Annotated in this window: 18 protein-coding genes and 1 pseudogene; 4 read left to right on the top strand and 15 right to left on the bottom strand. The window is 42.9% G+C overall.

Annotated elements, in window-relative coordinates:
* Position 1 precedes the first annotated feature (1 nt).
* Both yciH and AB4133_RS07895 read left to right on the top strand, forming a co-directional pair.
* A complete protein-coding gene (gene yciH / locus AB4133_RS07900) occupies positions 2 to 313 on the top strand; it encodes a stress response translation initiation inhibitor YciH (protein ID WP_008221404.1) in 312 nt (103 codons plus the stop codon).
* A 1,025-nt stretch (positions 314 to 1,338) separates the two neighbouring features.
* A pseudogene (locus AB4133_RS07895) lies at positions 1,339 to 1,830 on the top strand (GGDEF domain-containing protein); the annotation flags it as partial.
* A 535-nt stretch (positions 1,831 to 2,365) separates the two neighbouring features.
* Here AB4133_RS07895 and AB4133_RS07890 read toward each other — a convergent pair.
* The 9 genes from AB4133_RS07890 to AB4133_RS07850 all read right to left on the bottom strand — a co-directional run bounded on the left by AB4133_RS07890 (position 2,366) and on the right by AB4133_RS07850 (position 10,993).
* Entirely contained in the window at positions 2,366 to 2,518 is a 153-nt protein-coding gene (locus AB4133_RS07890; protein ID WP_004731009.1) for a YoaH family protein, read from the bottom strand.
* Between the two features lie 41 nt (positions 2,519 to 2,559).
* Complete coding sequence (locus AB4133_RS07885) at positions 2,560 to 3,714, bottom strand: conjugal transfer protein TraF (RefSeq protein WP_017069084.1); 1,155 nt, start codon at positions 3,712 to 3,714, stop codon at positions 2,560 to 2,562.
* A 50-nt stretch (positions 3,715 to 3,764) separates the two neighbouring features.
* Complete coding sequence (locus AB4133_RS07880) at positions 3,765 to 4,652, bottom strand: DUF2861 family protein (protein WP_029235234.1); 888 nt, start codon at positions 4,650 to 4,652, stop codon at positions 3,765 to 3,767.
* A complete protein-coding gene (gene vxrB / locus AB4133_RS07875) occupies positions 4,652 to 5,311 on the bottom strand; it encodes a response regulator transcription factor VxrB (protein WP_017060099.1) in 660 nt (219 codons plus the stop codon). The genes AB4133_RS07880 and vxrB overlap by 1 nt, the downstream gene beginning before the upstream one ends.
* Positions 5,286 to 6,758: a sensor histidine kinase VxrA gene (gene vxrA / locus AB4133_RS07870; RefSeq protein WP_372224179.1), complete on the bottom strand. Its 1,473-nt coding sequence runs from the start codon at positions 6,756 to 6,758 to the stop codon at positions 5,286 to 5,288. Before vxrA ends, vxrB begins: the two co-directional genes overlap by 26 nt.
* Before the next feature lie 289 nt (positions 6,759 to 7,047).
* Complete coding sequence (gene pntB, locus AB4133_RS07865) at positions 7,048 to 8,445, bottom strand: Re/Si-specific NAD(P)(+) transhydrogenase subunit beta (protein WP_372224178.1); 1,398 nt, start codon at positions 8,443 to 8,445, stop codon at positions 7,048 to 7,050.
* A 10-nt stretch (positions 8,446 to 8,455) separates the two neighbouring features.
* A complete protein-coding gene (gene pntA, locus AB4133_RS07860; protein WP_372138660.1) occupies positions 8,456 to 10,003 on the bottom strand; it encodes a Re/Si-specific NAD(P)(+) transhydrogenase subunit alpha in 1,548 nt (515 codons plus the stop codon).
* A 300-nt stretch (positions 10,004 to 10,303) separates the two neighbouring features.
* Positions 10,304 to 10,585: an HlyU family transcriptional regulator gene (locus tag AB4133_RS07855; RefSeq protein WP_004731023.1), complete on the bottom strand. Its 282-nt coding sequence runs from the start codon at positions 10,583 to 10,585 to the stop codon at positions 10,304 to 10,306.
* A gap of 39 nt (positions 10,586 to 10,624) precedes the next feature.
* A complete protein-coding gene (locus AB4133_RS07850; protein ID WP_017060104.1) occupies positions 10,625 to 10,993 on the bottom strand; it encodes a late competence development ComFB family protein in 369 nt (122 codons plus the stop codon).
* A 475-nt stretch (positions 10,994 to 11,468) separates the two neighbouring features.
* On the opposite strand from AB4133_RS07850, the gene AB4133_RS07845 reads away from it, so the two are divergent.
* Positions 11,469 to 12,710 (top strand): GGDEF domain-containing protein, encoded by a 1,242-nt coding sequence (locus AB4133_RS07845; RefSeq protein ID WP_372224177.1) that lies wholly within the window; start codon positions 11,469 to 11,471, stop codon positions 12,708 to 12,710.
* 144 nt (positions 12,711 to 12,854) lie between these two features.
* On the opposite strand, the gene AB4133_RS07840 is transcribed toward AB4133_RS07845, so the two are convergent.
* Together AB4133_RS07840 and AB4133_RS07835 are read right to left on the bottom strand one after the other, a co-directional pair.
* On the bottom strand, positions 12,855 to 13,865 hold the full coding sequence (locus tag AB4133_RS07840; protein WP_048608286.1) for a Solitary outer membrane autotransporter beta-barrel domain: 1,011 nt from the start codon (positions 13,863 to 13,865) through the stop codon (positions 12,855 to 12,857).
* A gap of 78 nt (positions 13,866 to 13,943) precedes the next feature.
* Positions 13,944 to 14,894, bottom strand: coding sequence for a diguanylate cyclase (locus AB4133_RS07835; RefSeq protein ID WP_372224176.1), 951 nt, complete (start codon positions 14,892 to 14,894; stop codon positions 13,944 to 13,946).
* 152 nt (positions 14,895 to 15,046) lie between these two features.
* On the opposite strand from AB4133_RS07835, the gene AB4133_RS07830 reads away from it, so the two are divergent.
* Positions 15,047 to 15,484, top strand: coding sequence for a DUF3069 domain-containing protein (locus AB4133_RS07830; RefSeq protein WP_017060108.1), 438 nt, complete (start codon positions 15,047 to 15,049; stop codon positions 15,482 to 15,484).
* A 311-nt stretch (positions 15,485 to 15,795) separates the two neighbouring features.
* On the opposite strand, the gene modC is transcribed toward AB4133_RS07830, so the two are convergent.
* From modC to AB4133_RS07810, 4 genes are read right to left on the bottom strand one after another with little or no spacing between them, the layout of a single operon-like run.
* Entirely contained in the window at positions 15,796 to 16,902 is a 1,107-nt protein-coding gene (modC, locus tag AB4133_RS07825) for a molybdenum ABC transporter ATP-binding protein ModC (protein WP_372224175.1), read from the bottom strand.
* Positions 16,899 to 17,597 (bottom strand): molybdate ABC transporter permease subunit, encoded by a 699-nt coding sequence (gene modB, locus AB4133_RS07820; protein WP_017060110.1) that lies wholly within the window; start codon positions 17,595 to 17,597, stop codon positions 16,899 to 16,901. The genes modC and modB overlap by 4 nt, the downstream gene beginning before the upstream one ends.
* Positions 17,598 to 18,356 carry a molybdate ABC transporter substrate-binding protein gene (modA, locus tag AB4133_RS07815; RefSeq protein WP_372224174.1) on the bottom strand — a complete coding sequence of 253 codons (759 nt, stop codon included), beginning with the start codon at positions 18,354 to 18,356 and terminating at the stop codon, positions 17,598 to 17,600. It abuts the gene before it with no gap.
* A 56-nt stretch (positions 18,357 to 18,412) separates the two neighbouring features.
* Positions 18,413 to 19,879 (bottom strand): cobyric acid synthase, encoded by a 1,467-nt coding sequence (locus AB4133_RS07810; RefSeq protein WP_017069093.1) that lies wholly within the window; start codon positions 19,877 to 19,879, stop codon positions 18,413 to 18,415.
* Between the last annotated feature and the right edge of the window lie 36 nt (positions 19,880 to 19,915).

Raw genomic sequence — 19,915 nt, 5'->3', positions numbered from 1 at the left:
TATGAGCCTAGTATATTCAACAGAAACAGGTCGCATTAAGCCTGAAGAAGAGAAAGTCCAACGTCCTAAAGGCGATGGTATCGTTCGAATCCAAAAAGAAACCAAAGGCCGTAAAGGCAAAGGCGTTTCTGTCGTAACTGGCTTAGACCTAGATGACGCACCATTAAAACTAATGGCAGCAGAACTCAAGAAAGTTTGCGGCTGCGGTGGCTCAGTAAAAGATGGCAACATCGAAATTCAAGGTGACGCGCGCGACAAGATCAAAGCGCACCTTGAAAAGAAAGGCTACAAAGTTAAATTTGCTGGCGGTTAATCTCTAACTAATACCAGGGTTAAAATCGAAGATTATTATCACTGGTTATTAGGTATTTTATGGTAAATAGCCAGTTTGGTTAAATACACAGTATAAATTAGAGAATATCGGCACAATACAAAGGCAGGGCATCACACAAAGATACCTGCCTTATAAACATCAAAATCAATTTAACATAACGTACATAATACGCAGTCTCGTATAGTTAATTCCAAAGGTAGTATTCTCATCTTTTGTCCTTAAAACCCTTGTTCCAACTGACTCTCACGCTTCTTACGCCGTTCAGGGTTTTCTTAGCGCATTTGAAATCAAATAATTATATGTGCGGCCAACATCTACACAATCCAACCTTCATTCAGCAAATCTAATTGACGAGAAACTTTGTCCATCTGATTTAACTTATCTTGCCACTTCTCTGTTTGCACTAACGGTTCGCTGCGCTGTGTGCAATTCTTGTAAGCATTGCTGTTGTTTCTTTTTCAGATCTCACACACGCGACCAATGTTTTTTATCAACTGCACATGCTGAGCTTTCGTTCAAATCCATCAGCTAATAAAGTTCGTCTGTCTTACGTAGATTCGCACACACATTTTTCAAACCTTCTTAACGATTCTCTCTAGAGTTAGTACTTTGTGTTCAGTTTGCATAGATTCATTACACTTATTGCTGGTACACAACACCGATACTTGGGAGATCCATAATCACGGTTTGCCCTGAAATTACGTTCAATTGGACTTAGGTAGCTTTGGTAATAAACCTAAGAGTTACTTTAAACCCATTGCGCTTAGTTTTTCTTTACTTGTTTTCTCTAACTGATATGCCTGCTTTGAAGTCGCAATGGTGTTACCGCCTGAGATTAGAAAGCTTATAATGTTTATCGACACATGTAATCAATAAGTAAAGTGACACTGTAGCTAGCTGTACAGGTAAAGCTTGGTCCTATGGAACACAAAATAAAGAACCCAAATAATAACTGTATATTTACACAGTTAAATTATTATCCCCTTAAAAACGTTACCTTTCGTATAAATACCGAACAAAAACAACGCTATTTAGGCATATATCTGTCGCTGGCCGCGTATTTTTGCCTAGCAATCACGCTAGTGTCGTTGATCTCTTTTAATACGCTCATGGATAAGAACTACATCATCACACCTGACAGATAGCCTACGCGCGTAAATACGGACAGAGACCACGATGGTGGCACCGTAGGCTCATTACATAAGTCAGAAGATGGAATTAAGTTACAGCGTGACTTTGAACAAACCTATAGCTTACCCTTCTGTGAAATTGAGTACGTTAAGAGATCGACCCAAAATAAAGGGCTCGATCTCTCAACGTTCGATTCGGTCACCATCAATATAGAATATGAAGGTCAAGAGGAGCCAAGGTTTCGATTCTACATACGTAACCACGACGACAACTACAGCGCTCAAAGCGACCCTATTTCTAACAAGTTCTATCGCTTAGACTTATCATTCCCCAATAGAAAACACATCGATTTAGCATTCTCAAATTGATACGCGCCGCATTCCTTAATCGACTTCTACACAACACCTTACGCCTCGTAAGCTTATTCTGTAAAGCACATATGTGGCAACGAAGCTTGCTCTAAGCGGTGGTAAGCCATTCGCGATATCGGTTTTGAACATTACCGCTGTGGATTGTTTCACTCTGTTCTTAGATAAAATCCTCATTTGTCTGCTTCTGAACATTCATGGATTCTCATCCGTTCAAAATACAAGTCACAACGTCACTAGCCGTAAAAACACCATATATTTAGCCATTTAGACATGGTGACACAAATACTGACACCTAAAGTGGCGATTGTTTTACTTTCAGATCTTGCTGTAATTTAATTACAACTCAAAGCCAAGTAAAGCCTGAGAAGTTAATTACTCTGACGTAACTTGTTGAATAAAAAGTATTTAAGAGTTTTGGACAGGTCGGGATTTAGAGAAACTAAAGAGTAGGTATGTACGAGATAATATACTAGAGGGTAATATATTTAGTTATAGTGCACTATCGTATTAAAAAAGAAGGGCTGATGCCCTACTCTTCTTTATTACTCATTTCTTCACGGATTTGCTCAGCAACGATTTTGATAGCTTGTGCTGTGCTGATGCCTTGGGTCATCATTTCTTGAATTCGTTCAACAGCTTTCTGTTGTTCTTCGTGAGAAAGGGTTGGTAAGTCGTTTAGCATGCTCTGCTCCTTTATTTAGGAGCAGAACTATATAAGGACTGTTAGTAACTAGCAAGGAAATTGATGGATGCACCCATTGCATTTTCATTCGTGTAGTTAGCACTTAGATCTAGCTGAAACAAGTTCAATGGCGAGATACCAACACCAGCTGTCACTGTTCCTTCTGAATCAGAGTAAGCCAGGTTCTTGTAATACCCTCCCCTTAGCTTAAGCTGACGTAACAGGTCGACTTCAGTACCAACACGAATCATCTGTTCGTTGTCTTCGAACGAAGTAAACTTCTCTGCTTCATTCAAATCATAATCAACACTCAACGTAAAGTAATCAGAAACGATCCCCGCACCAACAGTGTAGACAGGCCCCAGGTTATAAGAATGACTCGATGTTACTGTTCTTGTAGCCCCTGTGCTGCTTGTTAGCTGTTGGCTAACGGATTTAGTTTCAATCTCACGGTCTATAATATTCGTTGCAGAAAAACCCACTCTAAATGGGCCGTAAAACCAAAGCGCACCTGCATCAATATTAAATGTAGTTTCCGCGGTGTCGTTTTCTCGAACATCACTTAGATCGTAGTTTTGTGCCGAGGCAATGTAGTTATACGTATAGATTCTTTGGAGTTTTGGAGAAATACCAAACGACAAATGTTGTCCCATGAACGTTTGATATTTTGCTAATGATATACCAGCTTCCATAATGCCAATAGAAACAGCTTTAACAGCAGTTAACTCAGCATTAACCAAGTCACTATTAGCAGCGTCACTAGATGTATCAGGGGTTACAAATGATTCAGTGTATGCTTTTGCAAATACGTTTGCTGCAATATACTGATTTGGTAGAGCGAATGCTACAACACCACCTAAATCAACATTCAGGCTATCACCATTAAGAGCATCTAGATCAGAACCAGTCACAGTACCTGACTCAATGCTGTCAACTAAATTATCGATATCATCAACTAAGTTATTAGGGTCATTATAATTACCGCCAAAACTTGGCGTGATCATTCCCATGTCATCATTACGACGATAAATCGCAACAAGTGCTGGGTTATAGAATGGAGCAGTTAGGAAGTTTGCTGAAACAACACCAACACCACCCATCGCATCACCACGCGCTTCAATGGCGTAGTTTGCTGCTGAAAGAGGAAGACTGGCGAATGCAATTGACGCTGCGAGTAGTTTTGTAGTTTTTTTCATGCCGTTTATCTTTGTTAGATCCCTTACATAGTTAACGGCACAATTTTAAATTACTTTAACTCTTCTTCGCTAGAAATATCATAAGTTTTACTGATAGTTTGTGCTTGTTCTATCGCTATGTCGCCTTGCCAGCGTGAATGCACCATTGAAACCGCTAAAACATAGCGATCATTAGGAAGTTCTTCACCAGTAAGGTTCATTGGATAATCAGATTCGTAGCTCTTGCCCCAGACCTGTTCATAGTGTTCATCAACGTAATCGTACAAACCGATTTCGAGCTTAGGGAGCGGACAATAAGGATTGAGTAGTTCTTTTTTATCGATTCGCCACGTGTCTTTTGATGCCCAGCGAACTTGTTGACGCATGGCAACTTCACCCAAAACAACCCAAGTGCTCCAAGACTTTCCGCCATCACCTTTAACGCTTAAACGGTATAAACCGGATTCAAGTTGAGAGGCTAAATTGTAACGCTTGCGGTATAGACTCACCGATGCGTTGTTAACCACTTCACTGTCTTTGGTTAACTCACTGTCCGAAGAAACGATCTTATCGACCCACTTCTCGAAGGTAATGTCTTGAATGTTGTTTTCGGATTCAACATTAATCGATACACGAAAGGTATCTCGGCCAGGGCTTTGAATGATGTGTCTTTTAACGACGACTGAACTAATCCAATCTGGGAGTGTTTTTCTGGTGAGAGTTTTACCACAATCTTTGTTCAATGCTTGATCGAACAGTTCATTGAGGTGATCTTCTCGTGATTGAGACGAGTTGATTTGCCAAACTTCCACTAATGAGTCAAACATCTGAGGTAAATCATTATCTAGCAGATGTTTATGAACTTGAGTCAGAGCATCGCTGCTCTTAAACCAATCCGTTGCTTGCGCGGTATTCGCTACGCAAGAAAACATTAATAGTGGAAGTAAGGCTATTCTCATTACGCTTTCATCTTGTAACCAACGCCACGCAGCGTTTCAATTTCTAGACCCGGCAGTTTCTGTCTTAGTTGCAGAACGTGCGTGTCTACCGTACGTGTTGTTGGGAAATGGTTGTAACCCCATACATGGTCAAGCAGTTCATCACGTGTAAACACACGTCCAAGGTTACTTGCCAAGAACAGTAGAAGGTCAAATTCAGTGCGCGTTAACGTTACTTCCTGTTCATTGAAAAACACTTCACGTGTCGCTTTATCGATAACAAGATTCTGAGCGATAACTTTTGATGCATCTTGTTCTTCAGAATCTGGCAGGCGAAGTTGAGCACGAATTCGAGCAAATAGCTCAGCCTCTGCGAATGGCTTTGTTAAGTAGTCGTTTGCACCTGAATCTAGGCCCGCTACTTTGTCTTTTACTGTCACGAGAGCCGTCAGCAAAATAACTGGGATATCTTTCTTTTTCTTCCAACCTGGAAGTGAATCTACTGAGTCGCCATCAGGAAGTTGACGGTCTAGAATCACTAGATCCGCTTGTTCCCAGTAGCCTTCAACTTCAGAGATCAGTTCTGCATGCAAACATTCATATCCAGCTTGCTCAAGGCTAACTAATAAACCGTCAGCTAAATTTTTATCATCTTCAACGAGAAGCAATGTCTGTTTCACAAGGTATCTCCAAAATAAATGTTGTTGGGGGGCCGATAAGCGTCATGTGACCGCCCATTTTTCCAACCATAGATTCCACTATCGTCAGACCTAAACCGAGTCCACTCTTACTTACGAATGGCTTTCTTAGTTGCCCCCAATCTTTGCGAGACAAGTCTCCATTATCTATAACTTTGAATGTCAGCTTCTTGTCAGAAGTATTCAGTTCTAGAATTACTGGAGCCACACCGTATTTCACGGCATTTCTGATTAGGTTATCGATGCACGTTCCCAACCAATATACGTTCACTTTTGCAGCTATATCTTTGTTTACACGGAGTTCAATCCCCGGCGCAAAGTCTTCTTCAACTTTGTATTGGAGCCACTCTTCAACACTTGGCACCCACTCTGTTGCGAGCGGTTGATTATCTGATTGCAGGTAATCTTTACTTGCTTCCGCCAACTGTCTTAAACGGCGTGTATCTTCACACAGCCTACGGAACTCATCATATACCGATTCTGGTAAGTGTTCGAACTCACGCCTGAACCCTTCCACCGTCAATGACAAACTCGCAATCGGCGTTCTTAATTCGTGCGTTAGGATTTGAAGAACCAGCATGCGACTCTTCATCTCCTGTTTCTTGCTGTTCCAGCGGTAAATCGCCCAACCTAAGACAAGCATGATGTTGGCAATAACCAAGATAAACATGGCGACTTGCAGAAGCTCTGAATGATCTTCTATTTCCCAACACACATTACCACGCTGGACAAAACAGCTTTTACCTTCTGAAGACAAGCTAAACGATAACCCAGCAAGCGTGGCATTTTCGTTCCAGACTGATTTTTTATACAGGTAATATCTGTCGCCGCGTTTTACCCACATCTCATCAAGCTCAACAAACATACTGTCACCCGCTAACAGCGCGGTGATTGCTTCGCTATCCATTTGTTGCAAGCGAGACAGTAGTTCATCGTGTTCGGTGTTTGGTCGCTCTTGAATATGCATAAAGCGCTTCAGAGAGTCGAATTTTTCTGGGTACTTCTCAACGTATCGTGCCGCATAAGAACCGCCGCCAGGGTGAATCAAACCACTACGGCTAAACCAACGGTCAGAAAGCTTGGTGCCTTTACACATTGCACGAGTAAAAACTAAAGGCTCAGTAATCAAAGGGCTTAACGGCAGTTTACCACTACAGGTTTTTGATAACTGGTACAAGCGCTGAATGTCTTTTAACGGGTACTCTGCTGTTTGTGGCAGCATAGAAGACGGCATGATCAAACCTGTTGGATAATCAGCCTGTAGCACTCGAATATCGTAAGATTCGATTGCCGTTTCATGATCAAAGAGTTTGGTGAAATTATCGATACGCTCAGGTAAAGAGTCAGCAAATGCGTTTGCAGACACAGACAACGTAGCGATAAGAAGAGTAAATGTTCTTTTGATGATCACAAACCAACGCAAATTCATATAGATCAACCAAATATATACCATTCGCTATCAAAGATAAATTTTTAACCGCATGAAAAACATTGAGAATGGCGAGCTACAGAGATAAAGGCCAATATATTACGGCCACATTGTACATATGTACTAGTAGGCTGATTGGCAAGCCAAACCTCAATTGCGACAAGTTTTGCATCAGGCTTCGTCAACTTCGTATCAACTGAGATCACACATAGAGTCGCTTTCGTAAGATAAAAAAAGGAGCTCAAATGAGCTCCTTATCGAGTTGTTACATATTGTTTAGAGGTGATCTCTATAGATGTTCTAAGATACTTAGACAACTCTTTTTAGCATCGCCAAACAGCATCTGCGTGTTCTCTTTGAAGAACAGTGGGTTTTGCACACCGGCGTAACCTGTGTTCATCGAACGCTTGAATACGATAACATTCTGAGCGTTCCAAACTTCAAGTACTGGCATACCAGCAATTGGGCTGTTTGGATCTTCAAGTGCTGCAGGGTTTACGGTGTCATTCGCACCAATTACCAATACAGTATCTGTCTGATCGAAGTCATCGTTGATTTCGTCCATTTCTAGAACGATATCGTAAGGCACTTTCGCTTCAGCAAGCAGTACGTTCATGTGACCCGGTAACCTACCAGCAACTGGGTGGATACCAAATCGAACATTAATGCCCTGCGCTCGTAGCTTCTCAGTGATTTCATGCACTGGGTATTGTGCTTGAGCTACTGCCATGCCGTATCCAGGAGTGATGATTACTGACTTAGAGTTTTTCAGCATATCAGCCACATCTTCAGCTGATGTTTCGCGGTGTTCACCTTGCTCTTCATCGCCATCAGACACAACCACTTCTTGGCCGAATCCACCAGCAATAACGCTGATGAAAGAGCGGTTCATCGCCTTACACATAATGTAAGACAGAATCGCACCCGACGAACCAACCAATGCACCAGTTACGATAAGCAGATCGTTTGCAAGCATGAAACCTGCCGCTGCTGCTGCCCAACCAGAGTACGAGTTCAGCATAGAGACAACTACTGGCATATCTGCACCGCCAATCGATGCCACTAGGTGGTAACCGAATGCGAATGCGATAAGTGTCATCACCATTAGTGCGAACATGCTGCCGTCTGCTTTAACGAACATGATCATCAGCAGTGTAGAAACTACGATAGCCGCTAGATTCCACTTGTGCTTATGAGGGATGTTCAATGCAGACGAAGAGATAACGCCACGAAGCTTACCAAACGCAACAATAGAACCCGTGAACGTCACCGCACCGATAAACACGCCAAGGAACACTTCCACTAGATGGATAACGTGCTCTGCATGAATATCTGCAGGGTTGATAGAAACAGCAGCAGGTGGATCGATGTAGCTGTTGTAACCTACAAGTACTGCAGCCATACCTACGAAGCTGTGCAGAATTGCAACCAGCTCTGGCATTTCAGTCATTTCTACTTTTCTTGCGTAGTGGATACCAATACCACCACCGATCACCATAGCAATGGTGATCCACACAATACCAGCAGAGTGAGGGCCAAAGATCGTTGCGATCAACGCGATTGCCATACCCGTGATACCGTAATAGTTACCTGCACGCGCAGATTCCTGTTTCGATAACCCAGCCAAGCTCATAATAAAAAATACAGCAGCAACAATATAAGCTGCTTGTACTAATCCTTCAGACATCTGTTACTCCTTAGTCTTTACGGAACATTTCAAGCATACGTTTGGTCACGGTAAAGCCACCAAAGATATTGATACTTGCAATTAATACGGCAATAAATGATAAGAACGTGACGACGCCACTTCCTTGCCCGATCTGTAACAGTGCACCTACTACAATGATGCCTGAAATCGCGTTAGTCACGGACATCAAAGGCGTATGCAGAGAATGGCTTACATTCCAAACTACGTAATAACCCACCACACAAGCGAGAACAAAAACGGTAAAGTGAGATAAGAACGCAGCTGGAGCAACCGAAGCTACCCAAGCGAATGCACCAACAGCTACCGCCATACCCGCCACTTTCTTAATTGGAGAAACAGGTTCTTCAACTTTAGGCTCTGGTTTGGCCGCTTTTGGCTTAGTTTGTTGTGGTTGAGCTGAAACTTGAATTGGTGGAGCTGGCCAAGTGACCTCGCCCTCTTTAACCACAGTAACACCACGCAGAACAACATCTTCAAAGTCGATTTTGATGTTGCCATCTTTCTCTTTGCAAAGCAGTTTCAGAAGGTTAACTAGGTTCGTTGCATACAGTTGAGATGATTGAGTCGGCAGTCGACCAACCATATCAGTGTAACCAACCACCTTCACACCATTAGCCGTTGTAATGACTTGATCCGCAACCGTGTATTCACAGTTACCGCCATTGGCCGCCGCAAGGTCTACAATCACACTACCTGCACTCATGCTGTCTACCATCTCTTTGGTAATCAGCTTCGGAGCCGGGCGACCTGGAATCAGCGCCGTTGTAATGATGATATCAACGTCTTTTGCTTGAGCTGCATAAAGCTCTTCCGCTTTCTTATTGAATGCTTCAGACATCTCTTTTGCGTAGCCGTCACCAGCACTGGTATCTTCCTTGAAATCCACTTCCAAGAATTCAGCACCCATCGACTCAACTTGTTCTTTAACTTCAGGACGAACATCGAATGAACGAACGATTGCACCTAAGCTACCCGCAGCGCCGATTGCCGCTAGGCCAGCAACACCAGCACCTGCAACCAGTACTTTTGCTGGCGGAACTTTACCCGCAGCCGTAATCTGACCCGTGAAGAATCGACCAAACTCATGCGCCGCTTCAACAACAGCACGATAACCCGCGATGTTTGCCATAGAACTCAATGCATCTAACGCCTGAGCTCTTGAAATTCGTGGTACAGAATCCATCGCCATCACGTTGATGTTACGACTGGACAATTGTTCCATTAATTCTGGATTTTGGGCAGGCCAAATAAAGCTGACCAATGTTGCGCCATCTTTAAGAAGATCGATTTCATTTTTAGACTCGTCAACGATCGGAGCGTTAACTTTAAAGATAATATCGGATTTCCAAGCTTCATCTGCGGTGACAACTTTTGCTCCAGCTTGTTCATAAGCTGCATCTTCAAAACTTGCTAACGCACCTGCTTGTGATTCAACACAAACTTCAAATCCTAATTTTAGAAGCTGTTCTACCGATTTCGGCGAAGCAGCGACTCGCGTTTCACCAGCGAGCGTTTCTCTTGGTACACCAATTTGCATAGCTATTCCTTGACTATTGGCACGAATGACTTATTCGTTTGTATCTAACGACAACTAATACTTCAAGCGTTTTGTTCAAAGAACAGGAAAAGTTATTACTTATAACGATTTGGATGGAGTTTGAGCGCTTCATTTGGATAAATGACGACCGTCTCGAACCAAGAGGTCAAACCACTTGCAAATAATCCTTTTAATAACAACTCACTAGCTGTTCTTTATCCCTAAAACTAAAAAGAGCTTTCAGCATATACACTGAAAGCTCTCTAAATTATGACCAACATCAATTCTAACCCTAATTGGTTAGCTAAATATATTGTCGCCCATTTGGTCGATGAACATCTGCGATTTTTTGAGCATCAATTCATCGGCATCTTGTTTGTTTGAAACAACATCTGAACGAATAAAACGGTGAGTTTTGATTTCACCATCGAATTCTTTCTCGATTCGCCCAGCAACACGGTATTGACCAGATTCTGCAATGGCATCTTGATAGATATTGAAACCCTTATATTCGACTGGCTCAATCTCTACTTTTTGTTCGGTTTTTTCTTTGCCACCAAATAATCTAGAAAAGAATCCCACGTTTTTTACTCCTTAAATGACCGTATTCACCCTAAACTATCATGACTGTTTACGGTTCAACAACGGCTTTTCATACCATTGCAATTCTACGTCATCGTCAAAATTGTGTTGACTAAATATAACAGGCACATTGTCATCACGTTCACGTCTTCGATCGTCAATAATCATACTTTCTGCATTTTTGACCGCGATCTCACTATTGCGTTTATAGAGCACCAATTTGTCTTCTGGCAATGCTGACAGAAAATCGATATCAAAACGAATATAGATAGGTTTTAGCTGACCCAAAGCCAAGCACGCGAGATCGGCCAACTGTTCGTTGGTATAACTAGACACATATTCCTCGGTAGCCAATACATGACCTACCAGAGTTTCCATATAGTTATGTACATCAACACTAATTTGCATACCACACCTCCATTTGTAGCGGTTTTTCTAGTCGCAGTCGTTTCTAAAGTCACTTGAAACCATGCAATTCCTAATAGCTTTCTATAACTCAGTTATAGGTTTTACTGTCCATAGTTGAAACTTAGGCATTATTTAATCTTACTCTGACTTCATTACAGATCTTCGTCGCTTAATGAAAAGGTCACTCAATGATAACTGATCATCAAGCCCTTTAAGTGACAGCGCCAACGTAAGAGCAGCAGAGCAGATTTTGTTAAGTATCTATAACGACTAATTAATTTCTCATATATACTGTGTAGTTCGTTCTAAGGTTAATAGCAACTCAAATACATATAAAAATGATTGCACCAATAGCGACCTATGACTATGTTTTTGCTCTAATTTAGGCAAAAAGCTTGGCAATCGCTTGTTTAACCGTATCCTACGCATAGTATTAAATAATAAGATCATCAATATAGTTAGGCTCACCACATAAATGGCATCATCTTTTGTAACGTCGAGCATGTTTCGATTTTGCTTCCCTTTAGTCCTGTTAACAATTTTGCTCGTTGGTATGGACAACGTCATTCTCGTGACGGACTCAAATTTAGGGTTTGCTAGCAACCTCCCTTACATTTTATTGAGCGTTGCGGTTCTGCTATGCCATACGTTCAGACAAGGTCGAATGGCGATGGTATCGGTGACCATGCTTGTCGCTTATCTGATCATCCAAGTTCGCTTACAAACGCCTCTCAATACTGGCACAACGCTATTAGAGCTCTCGTTACTTGCGGCATTAGTACCTGTCACTTGCTTACTTGTTTATGCCTTCCCTGATAACGGCGTAAACTCAAAGTCGATGCTGCTCTACGCCATCGTTCTTGTTCTGTTTATGGTTTGGGCACAATTGATCGTCTCTCACTTCCATGCCGGCGGTTTTGAATCATGGAGTGATGGTCTTCTATTTATTGTCAGAGACTTCTCCAAACTGCCTTCTGTTTTGGTGTTGTATAGCCTTTGCTTACTTGGCCTTACTGCCATTCTCGTGTTGGTGTATAACCGCTCTATCGATGTTGTGGTTTATAGCGCTATCCTGCTTTCTTCTTGCACGTTCATCTTCTTCGACGTTCAGTACATCTCGAGCACCATGTTCTCGTTGTCAGGCACGTTGATCATCGTCTATGTCATGTCCGCTAGTCATGATATGGCCTTTAATGACCAACTGACTAACATTCCCGGTCGACACGCCTTAGAAGTCGATATGAAGCACTTGGGGCGTAAGTATTCGATGGCGATGGTCGATATTGATCACTTTAAACAATTCAACGATACCTACGGACATGACATTGGCGACGATGTGTTAAAACTGGTGGCACGCATTCTGAGGGAAACCACAGGCGGCGCTAAAGCTTATCGCTATGGTGGAGAAGAGTTCACGATTATCTTCAAAGGCAAACATTCGGAACAAGTTAAAGAGCACCTTCAAGCTCTGATTTCCGAAGTTCAAAACTACGACATGACGATTCGGAATAGCCATGAGCGCCCCGACGATCATGAAGTGGGTATGAAAAAGCGTGGCAAGAACGGTAAACCATCGGAAGTGGTGAATGTGACGGTGAGTATTGGACTTTCCGATAGCACAACCACCAGACATCCTGAAGAGGTGTTGAAGCTTGCTGACCAAGCGCTGTATAAAGCGAAAGAAACCGGTCGAAACAAACTATGTATTGACCGTTAACAATGGTTGATAGCGAAAGATATTGAGTGCTAGAGATCTAAATAGCTTAAGACGTTAATAGCACTCTGCTCCAATAAATATCTCTTTCAAGTACAACAAGCCTCATTGATTTGAGGCCGTATAGCTCAACTGGAAAAAGAGAGCTTAATCTTGGTTGAAGAAGATAACCAAGCTGCCACCTTTTAAGCTACTTCCGTAGTTAATCGTAAAACCTATTCCCACGTTATCGACCCACTCATTAAACAGGTTTGGGTTAAGCAACCAACCAACACTGCCCTCGTAGTAAGATGTGGTGCCCATAGAGGCCACGGTGTCACCACCAATATCAATTCGTCTTATACTCGAGTACATCGATGTGATGTTCTTATCCCAACGCACGAGATCATAGAAAACCTTGGCTTCATTGGCGATATACCACCCTTCAGGATGACCGACATTGCCATTATTCGCCTCGCCCCAGCCGATGCCATTAAAGTAATGCCAACTGGTGCTCAATTTATACTTTCCCCAGTCATTCTTATCTTCGTACATCAGCTTGATTTTAGGCTCGATGATGTAAGCCCAAGCATCAGTATTGAGATATACGCCATCCAGTTGGTCTTGAATAGGCTTTAGCAACGAAGCGCGATATTCATAATCATTGCGGTAGTAAGAGATGTGGTTACCGATTGCAGAGCTGAAGCTCCAATATTCGTCTAGCTGGGACACATTCGCGAATTCGACGTAGCCAGACACTACCGACTCTTTTTGAAAATCGTTTTTGTTTGCTGCAGCGTACTCAACATCGTTCTCAATTCGCAATGCAGACAAGCGTAGCGTCACCTCTTGATGGTTGTCTTCGATGTAACTTGGTAATTCAAATGTGTAAGGCAAACTCAGGGAGGTGATGTTTTGGCGACGACTTACCGAATCATTCGAACCGATGTCTTCATTGTCCAAACTAAACACTTTATTGGGGTCAAAGTTATTGATACCAAAAGTGAAAACATCGGTGTCGTTGAGCAATACACTGGTGGCAAAGCTCTGCTCTAGATCCTTTCGAAAAAGATCAGATAGCGTATTGGCATTAACAGTGGTCGGCAAAGCGGTAAAAAATAGAGGAACCGCAAGCGTCCAAGATGTGTTAGTCATAGAAAATGACTTCGAATGTGGCATTTCTTTTATCACTTAAAGCACTTCCTAGCTCAAACGCTATTAGAAGTATAAATTCAAATATCTAAAAGAGCTCGCCAACTAACGAGCAAGCTCCAAAATGTTGCGTTGTACAAAGGTATTTCTACCACTTTGCTTCGCTTGATAAAGCGCTTGATCGACCTTTTCGTAAATAGACGCAATAGATTCGCCACCTTCTGGCACAAATGACAACACACCTTGTGACGCTGTCACTCTATCCGATACCGTTGAGTGTTCATGAGCGTAGTTCATCTCGTGCAGTGCTTCTTTAACTCGAGTCGCGTGTACCTTAGCGCCTTCACTGTCTGTATCGCTAAGAATCAGAACAAACTCTTCACCACCATAACGACCGACAAATTCTCCCGCCCGAACAAACAGCTGTTTCAAGGTATTAGCAAGCCCTTGTAAGCACTTATCCCCTTGAATATGTCCATAATTATCGTTGTAAGGCTTAAAGAAGTCTACATCTAGCAATATAACTGTCATGGATATATTACGTCTTCCGTGCCACGCTATGCTCTCTTCAAGCTTAGTATCCATATATCGACGGTTATACAATTTGGTCAGGCCATCTTCGTTGGCTTGTTGCTGCAGAAGGATGTTCAGTTCTTCGAGTTTGGCTGTGCTCTGTTTTAATTCTCGTCGCATTTGCGCGATACGTTGCATCGCAATCAGCTTAGAATTCAAAACAACCTTGTTTACTGGCTTGATCAGGTAATCATCGCCACCAGCGTCAATCGCTTTTGCGATCATCTCAGGTTCTTCGTGACCACTAAGAAAGATGATGGGAACCCATTCTGGGAATCGGCTTCGAACCTCATTCGCCACTTCAAAACCATCCATATCAGGCATGCTGATATCAAGTAACACGAGTTCAGGATCAAAATCAGAATAAACACTCAGGGCTTCTTTTCCGCTACCGACAGCTTCTACAATATGACCCAGTTGCTTGAGTCGGATAGCAAGTTGCATCCTGTCTAGTTGAACGTCATCAACCAGCAATATGCGCATTGAAGATCCCTTTTCTATCATCACATCACCTTTATCTAGTGTTGAATATTCAAAGTAGCTCAAATTTGGGCTTAAATCATGCCCTAATCTCTATATTATATTGACTTTTTTACAGATCTTTTTAGCATTGTTTCTTTTTAAAGAGAAATACTATGTCAGACGCTACAAACAACGAACAACAAGAAATCGATTTAACCACCATCTCACCAGAACTTCGTCAAGTTATCGAATTTGATGGCGTACCAAAAGAGATGCACTTTATGGTTACTTCTATTCACGAAGTGTCTGAAGAAGCAGTACGCGAAGCTTGGGATAGTCTTCCAGCAAGCGCACAAAATGTTTTAGACAACTTCGAGCAGTTCCACGCTCTAATCTCAGTTAGCCAAGCTTTCGCTGGTGTTAACGTGATGGAAGAGTTCCCTACTCTTAAACTTCCAGAAGACATGTCTGACGAAGAAAAAGAAGAGTACCGTGCTCAACTGCTAGACCAAGTTCTACACAACTGTGTAAAAGACATGGTTAAACAAATCAAGAAAGCTCGTCGTGATGCAATCTTGAAGCGTGATTTCAAAGAAGTTTTTACTAAGTAAGTCGCTAGTCGCCTAAACTAGGCTAAGCGCTAACAGTACTACTTAGAATTAAGCCGCATGTTTCTTTAAACACGCGGCTTTTTTATATCCGCTATTTTCTGTTCGTCGATCGTTACGTCTGTATGTTCTTGTTGCTAATGTTCATATGATTCGACAAATCATATGCTTTAACACTCATATAGTGTGGCGCAAAACTGGCAGTTATACCGTATAAAAATGACGCATGTATCCATTCATGGAATCAAGACCGAATTTTCAGAACCTATAACAGGCAGTATCGCGGCAATATCGAAAAACTGACCTTGTCAGGTTTAATGCGTTACCGCGATATCTCTTTGAGCGACACTCACACCTTTAATTTGAGCGTAAACACGCTGCCCGATTTCTAGATTTAACTCATCCAGCGCCCACAATGTAATGGTTGCCCATAGGTAGCACCCAGACTCTAACTCTAGCTCGACCTGGACACTCTGCTTATTTGTGCCTTGTTGGTGCGTCTCTACGCTTTTAATGGTGACAGGAAGGATGTTACGTATAGAAGTCCCTTTCGGCCGTTCTAGCGTGATAGAGACATCATTTGCCCTAACTTGCAGCCTCACTGTCGTACCAAGCTCACTCGATACTTTCTGAACCCATAACGACGTCGACTTTCCTAGCATCAGGCGAGACAGCGCATAATCGTCATTGTGTTCCGCTAATGTCGCTTCAAACAACGAGCTTTGCTCTGAGAAAGATTGCCAAGGTTGCATGGCTCTCGATGCCCAAACCTCTTCCGTCACACCCGACGAAATCACTTTGCCTTGGTCAATAATCACAAGGTGATTTGCCAAGCGTAAAATTTCATTGAGGCTATGGGTGACATAGATGATCGGTATTTGGACGGTTTCGGATAAGTTTTCCAGAAATGGCATCACTTCGCGCTTACGAGGCAAGTCGAGAGACGCTAAAGGCTCATCCATCAACAAAATGCTCGGCTTTGATAACAAAGCGCGGCCAATCGCCACACGTTGCTTCTCACCGCCAGACAAACGAGCTGGGTATCGGTCAAGCAATGAACCCAAAGACAACAGCGAGACTATTTGCTCAAAGTGCGCTTGATCGACGCTTTTCATACCGTATTTAAGGTTCGCTGCCACCTTCATATGTGGAAACAATCGCGACTCTTGGAACACATAACCGACGTTGCGTTTGTGAGTCGGCAAATTAATGCCATTTTCACTATCGAACAGTGTGGTTCCAGATACGCTGATCAGACCTTTATCGGGCTGTTTAAGGCCACTGATTGCATTGATAAGTGAGGTTTTACCCGCGCCAGAACGACCAAAAATTGCCGTAATGCCGCGACTTGGTAATTCCAAGTCGATATCAAAGAACGTTTCACCAAGTTGTTGTTGATATTGGAGGATCAAAGCACTCATGCATTGCCTCCCAAGCGTTGTGCTGACTTTTTGTTGAGCCACTCAGATAGCATCAATGAACCCAGCGCTATCACAATAGAAATGACACACAAACGCGCGGCTTCCATTTCAGCGCCAGGGGTTTCAATAAAGGTATACATAGCCAAAGGAATGGTTTGAGTTTCACCGGGAATATTTGAAACGAAGCTGATGGTCGCGCCAAACTCCCCTAGGCTTCTTGCGAATGAAAGCATGGTGCCGGTAATGACCCCTGGGATCATCAAGGGTAAAGTGATCGTGAAAAACACACGAAGAGGTGAAGCGCCTAATGTAGCAGCCGCCTCTTCAAGCTTACTGTCTACGGTTTCTAGGCTCAATCTAATAGAGCGAACCATCAGCGGCAACGCCACAACCACACAAGCGAGTGCCGCGCCCTTCCAGCTAAAGCTGAATACAATACCAAACACGTCATTGAGCCACGAACCTATGATACCTTGCCTGCCCATCATCACTAGCAGTAAATAGCCAATAACTACAGGTGGAAGTACCAAAGGTAAATGGACAATACTCTCAACAATGCTCTTACCTACAAATTGTTTCTTAGCAAGTAGCCATGCTAAGCCAATACCGATAGGGATAAGCCATAAGATTGCAAACCCAGCGACTTTTAAGCTCAGCATTAAGGCTTGGTATTCGTATTCCGATAAATACATCATTTAACGCACTTCAAATCCAAAACTGTTCAAGGTGTCTTTCGCTTTTTCGCTCTTTAGGAAAGTATAGAACTCTTCTGCCACAACTTTATCACTCAACTTCGCTACAGGGTAACGTATTGGTGTGTGCAGATCTGATGGGAAGGTCGACACTAGGTTTACTTCTTTAGAAAGCAACGCATCCGTTTTGTAGACAATGCCAAGCTTAGCTTCACTGCGCTCGACTAAGGCTAAGGCCATACGAACATTGTTACTTGGTGCCAATCGAGTTTTCACATCGTCCCATACACCTAACGTTTCTAACGCTTCTTTTGCATAGATACCAGCAGGAACCGACATGGTGTTACCCACTGCAAGCCTTTCATTAGTAAGCAGTTTAGCCCATTGTTCACCTTTTGATAGGTCTAACGTTACCGATGTCTCTTTAGGAGCAATCAGCACCAGTTCGTTTTCACATAGGTTTGTGACATTGTCACTATAAATCAATTTACGATCGACTAAATGCGTCATCCATTTCTCATTTGCCGAGATAAAAATGTCTGCTGGTGCTCCTCTTTCGATTTGTCGCACCAAAGACGACGTACTCGCGTACACAGGAATCACATCGACAGAATGGTCTTTCTCAAACTCTTCAACCAACAGATTAACCGCATTGGTCATCGACGATGCAGCGTAAACTCGTAGCTTTTCCGCAGCAAAAAGATGACTAGAACTCAATGCCGAAGTTAAAGCCATGGTTAAAAGGAAGACTCGCTTTTTCATTGTTATCACTTATCTATTGTTCGTTTAAGTTCTTTAGCTAACTTCTAAATGGCGGCTTAAGCTGTTAACTCTGGCCAAAGCAGATCAAGATTTAAGTACTCTTCGATGGCATCAGCGATTCGATTAATACCCAGCTCTTTAAGCTGTTCGTGGTCAATCGCGGTCACATCGTTGGCTCCTGCCCATTCGCAAATAAGCGACAACGCATCACTGTTGTCGAATACGCCATGCAAGTAAGTACCAAAAATCGAGTTATCTTGATTCACAGCGCCATCTAGGCTGCCAGATTCTAACTGAACCGGTAAGGCTGTTTCTTTGACATCAGTCCTACCTACGTGGATTTCATACCCTTTTACTTGTGCTGTTTTGCCATCCAGCGTCATGGTGCCGCGTACGTTGGTTAAGGTTTTCTGCTGTGTAAGGGTCGTTTCAGTATCCAGATACCCTAACCCTTCGCTGCTGCCGGGTTCCCCTTCAACGCCATCAGGATCGTGGATGATGTTACCTAACATTTGGTAGCCACCGCAGATACCCATCACTTTGCCGCCTAAGCGCAGGTGGCGTTGAATATCTTTATCCCAGCCTTGTTCTTTTAGGTAATCCAAATCTGCTCTTACCGACTTTGTACCCGGCAAGATAATTAAATCAGCATTGTTTACACGTTCGCCTTTACCGACATAACGTAAATCAATCGAAGGATTCAATCTTAACGCGTCAAAGTCTGTATGGTTGCTGATTCGGGTTAGCACTGGCACCGCCACCTTAAGCTTAGCTTCTCCGTAAGACTCTTGAGCAGAGGTAATGGCATCTTCCGCTTCTAAGTTAAAACCATGCAGATATGGCAAAACACCAATGACTGGCTTGCCGGTTTTTTCCTCTAGCCAATCTAGGCCAGATTGAAGCAGTGCGATATCGCCTCTAAAACGATTTATCACAAAGCCTTTTACACGAGCTTGTTCAGATTCAGACAATAGAGCTAATGTCCCGTAGAGATGCGCAAAAACGCCACCACGGTCAATATCAGCAACGATGATCACAGGGATGTCCGCTTTCTCAGCAAATCCCATGTTAGCGATATCATTTTCACGAAGATTGATTTCGGCTGGGCTCCCCGCACCTTCAATCATCACGCTTTCATATTCTTCAGAAAGTCGGTCAAACGAATCGATAACTGTATCCATCGCCACTTTCTTGTAATCATGATAACCCGTCGCTTCCATGTTGCTCAGCGCTCGGCCTTGCAAAATCACTTGCGCGCCGGTATCTGAGTTGGGCTTTAGCAATACAGGGTTCATGTGAACGGTTGGCTCTATATTACAAGCTTGCGCCTGAACCGCTTGAGCACGGCCAATTTCGCCACCATCTTTTGTCACAGCACTGTTCAACGCCATGTTTTGTGGCTTAAAAGGTGCCACTTTGATTCCTTTCCTTGCCAAAACACGGCATAAACCTGCCACCAAAACACTTTTTCCGGCATCTGACGTTGTCCCTTGAACCATAAGGGCACTTAATGGTGCTCGCATTTGTACTTAAATCCTTAATTTCTTAATTTTCAATTT

Source organism: Vibrio sp. 10N.286.52.F8 (genome assembly GCF_041468745.1).
In the GTDB taxonomy this organism is placed as follows: domain Bacteria; phylum Pseudomonadota; class Gammaproteobacteria; order Enterobacterales; family Vibrionaceae; genus Vibrio; species Vibrio crassostreae_C.
This window is presented reverse-complemented; position numbering and strand designations above follow the sequence as displayed.

What these genes read in the sequence shown, in the direction of transcription:
- AB4133_RS07850 (WP_017060104.1), bottom strand. Translation starts at nt 10,993, where the DNA reads ATGCAAATTAGTGTTGATGTACATAACTATATGGAAACTCTGGTAGGT.
- vxrA (WP_372224179.1), bottom strand. Translation starts at nt 6,758, where the DNA reads ATGAATTTGCGTTGGTTTGTGATCATCAAAAGAACATTTACTCTTCTT.
- modB (WP_017060110.1), bottom strand. Translation starts at nt 17,597, where the DNA reads ATGATGTATTTATCGGAATACGAATACCAAGCCTTAATGCTGAGCTTA.
- pntA (WP_372138660.1), bottom strand. Translation starts at nt 10,003, where the DNA reads ATGCAAATTGGTGTACCAAGAGAAACGCTCGCTGGTGAAACGCGAGTC.
- AB4133_RS07890 (WP_004731009.1), bottom strand. Translation starts at nt 2,518, where the DNA reads ATGCTAAACGACTTACCAACCCTTTCTCACGAAGAACAACAGAAAGCT.
- yciH (WP_008221404.1), top strand. Translation starts at nt 2, where the DNA reads ATGAGCCTAGTATATTCAACAGAAACAGGTCGCATTAAGCCTGAAGAA.
- AB4133_RS07835 (WP_372224176.1), bottom strand. Translation starts at nt 14,894, where the DNA reads ATGCGCATATTGCTGGTTGATGACGTTCAACTAGACAGGATGCAACTT.
- AB4133_RS07880 (WP_029235234.1), bottom strand. Translation starts at nt 4,652, where the DNA reads ATGAGAATAGCCTTACTTCCACTATTAATGTTTTCTTGCGTAGCGAAT.
- modC (WP_372224175.1), bottom strand. Translation starts at nt 16,902, where the DNA reads ATGAGTGCTTTGATCCTCCAATATCAACAACAACTTGGTGAAACGTTC.
- AB4133_RS07810 (WP_017069093.1), bottom strand. Translation starts at nt 19,879, where the DNA reads ATGCGAGCACCATTAAGTGCCCTTATGGTTCAAGGGACAACGTCAGAT.
- pntB (WP_372224178.1), bottom strand. Translation starts at nt 8,445, where the DNA reads ATGTCTGAAGGATTAGTACAAGCAGCTTATATTGTTGCTGCTGTATTT.
- AB4133_RS07885 (WP_017069084.1), bottom strand. Translation starts at nt 3,714, where the DNA reads ATGAAAAAAACTACAAAACTACTCGCAGCGTCAATTGCATTCGCCAGT.
- AB4133_RS07840 (WP_048608286.1), bottom strand. Translation starts at nt 13,865, where the DNA reads ATGCCACATTCGAAGTCATTTTCTATGACTAACACATCTTGGACGCTT.
- AB4133_RS07830 (WP_017060108.1), top strand. Translation starts at nt 15,047, where the DNA reads ATGTCAGACGCTACAAACAACGAACAACAAGAAATCGATTTAACCACC.
- modA (WP_372224174.1), bottom strand. Translation starts at nt 18,356, where the DNA reads ATGAAAAAGCGAGTCTTCCTTTTAACCATGGCTTTAACTTCGGCATTG.
- AB4133_RS07845 (WP_372224177.1), top strand. Translation starts at nt 11,469, where the DNA reads ATGGCATCATCTTTTGTAACGTCGAGCATGTTTCGATTTTGCTTCCCT.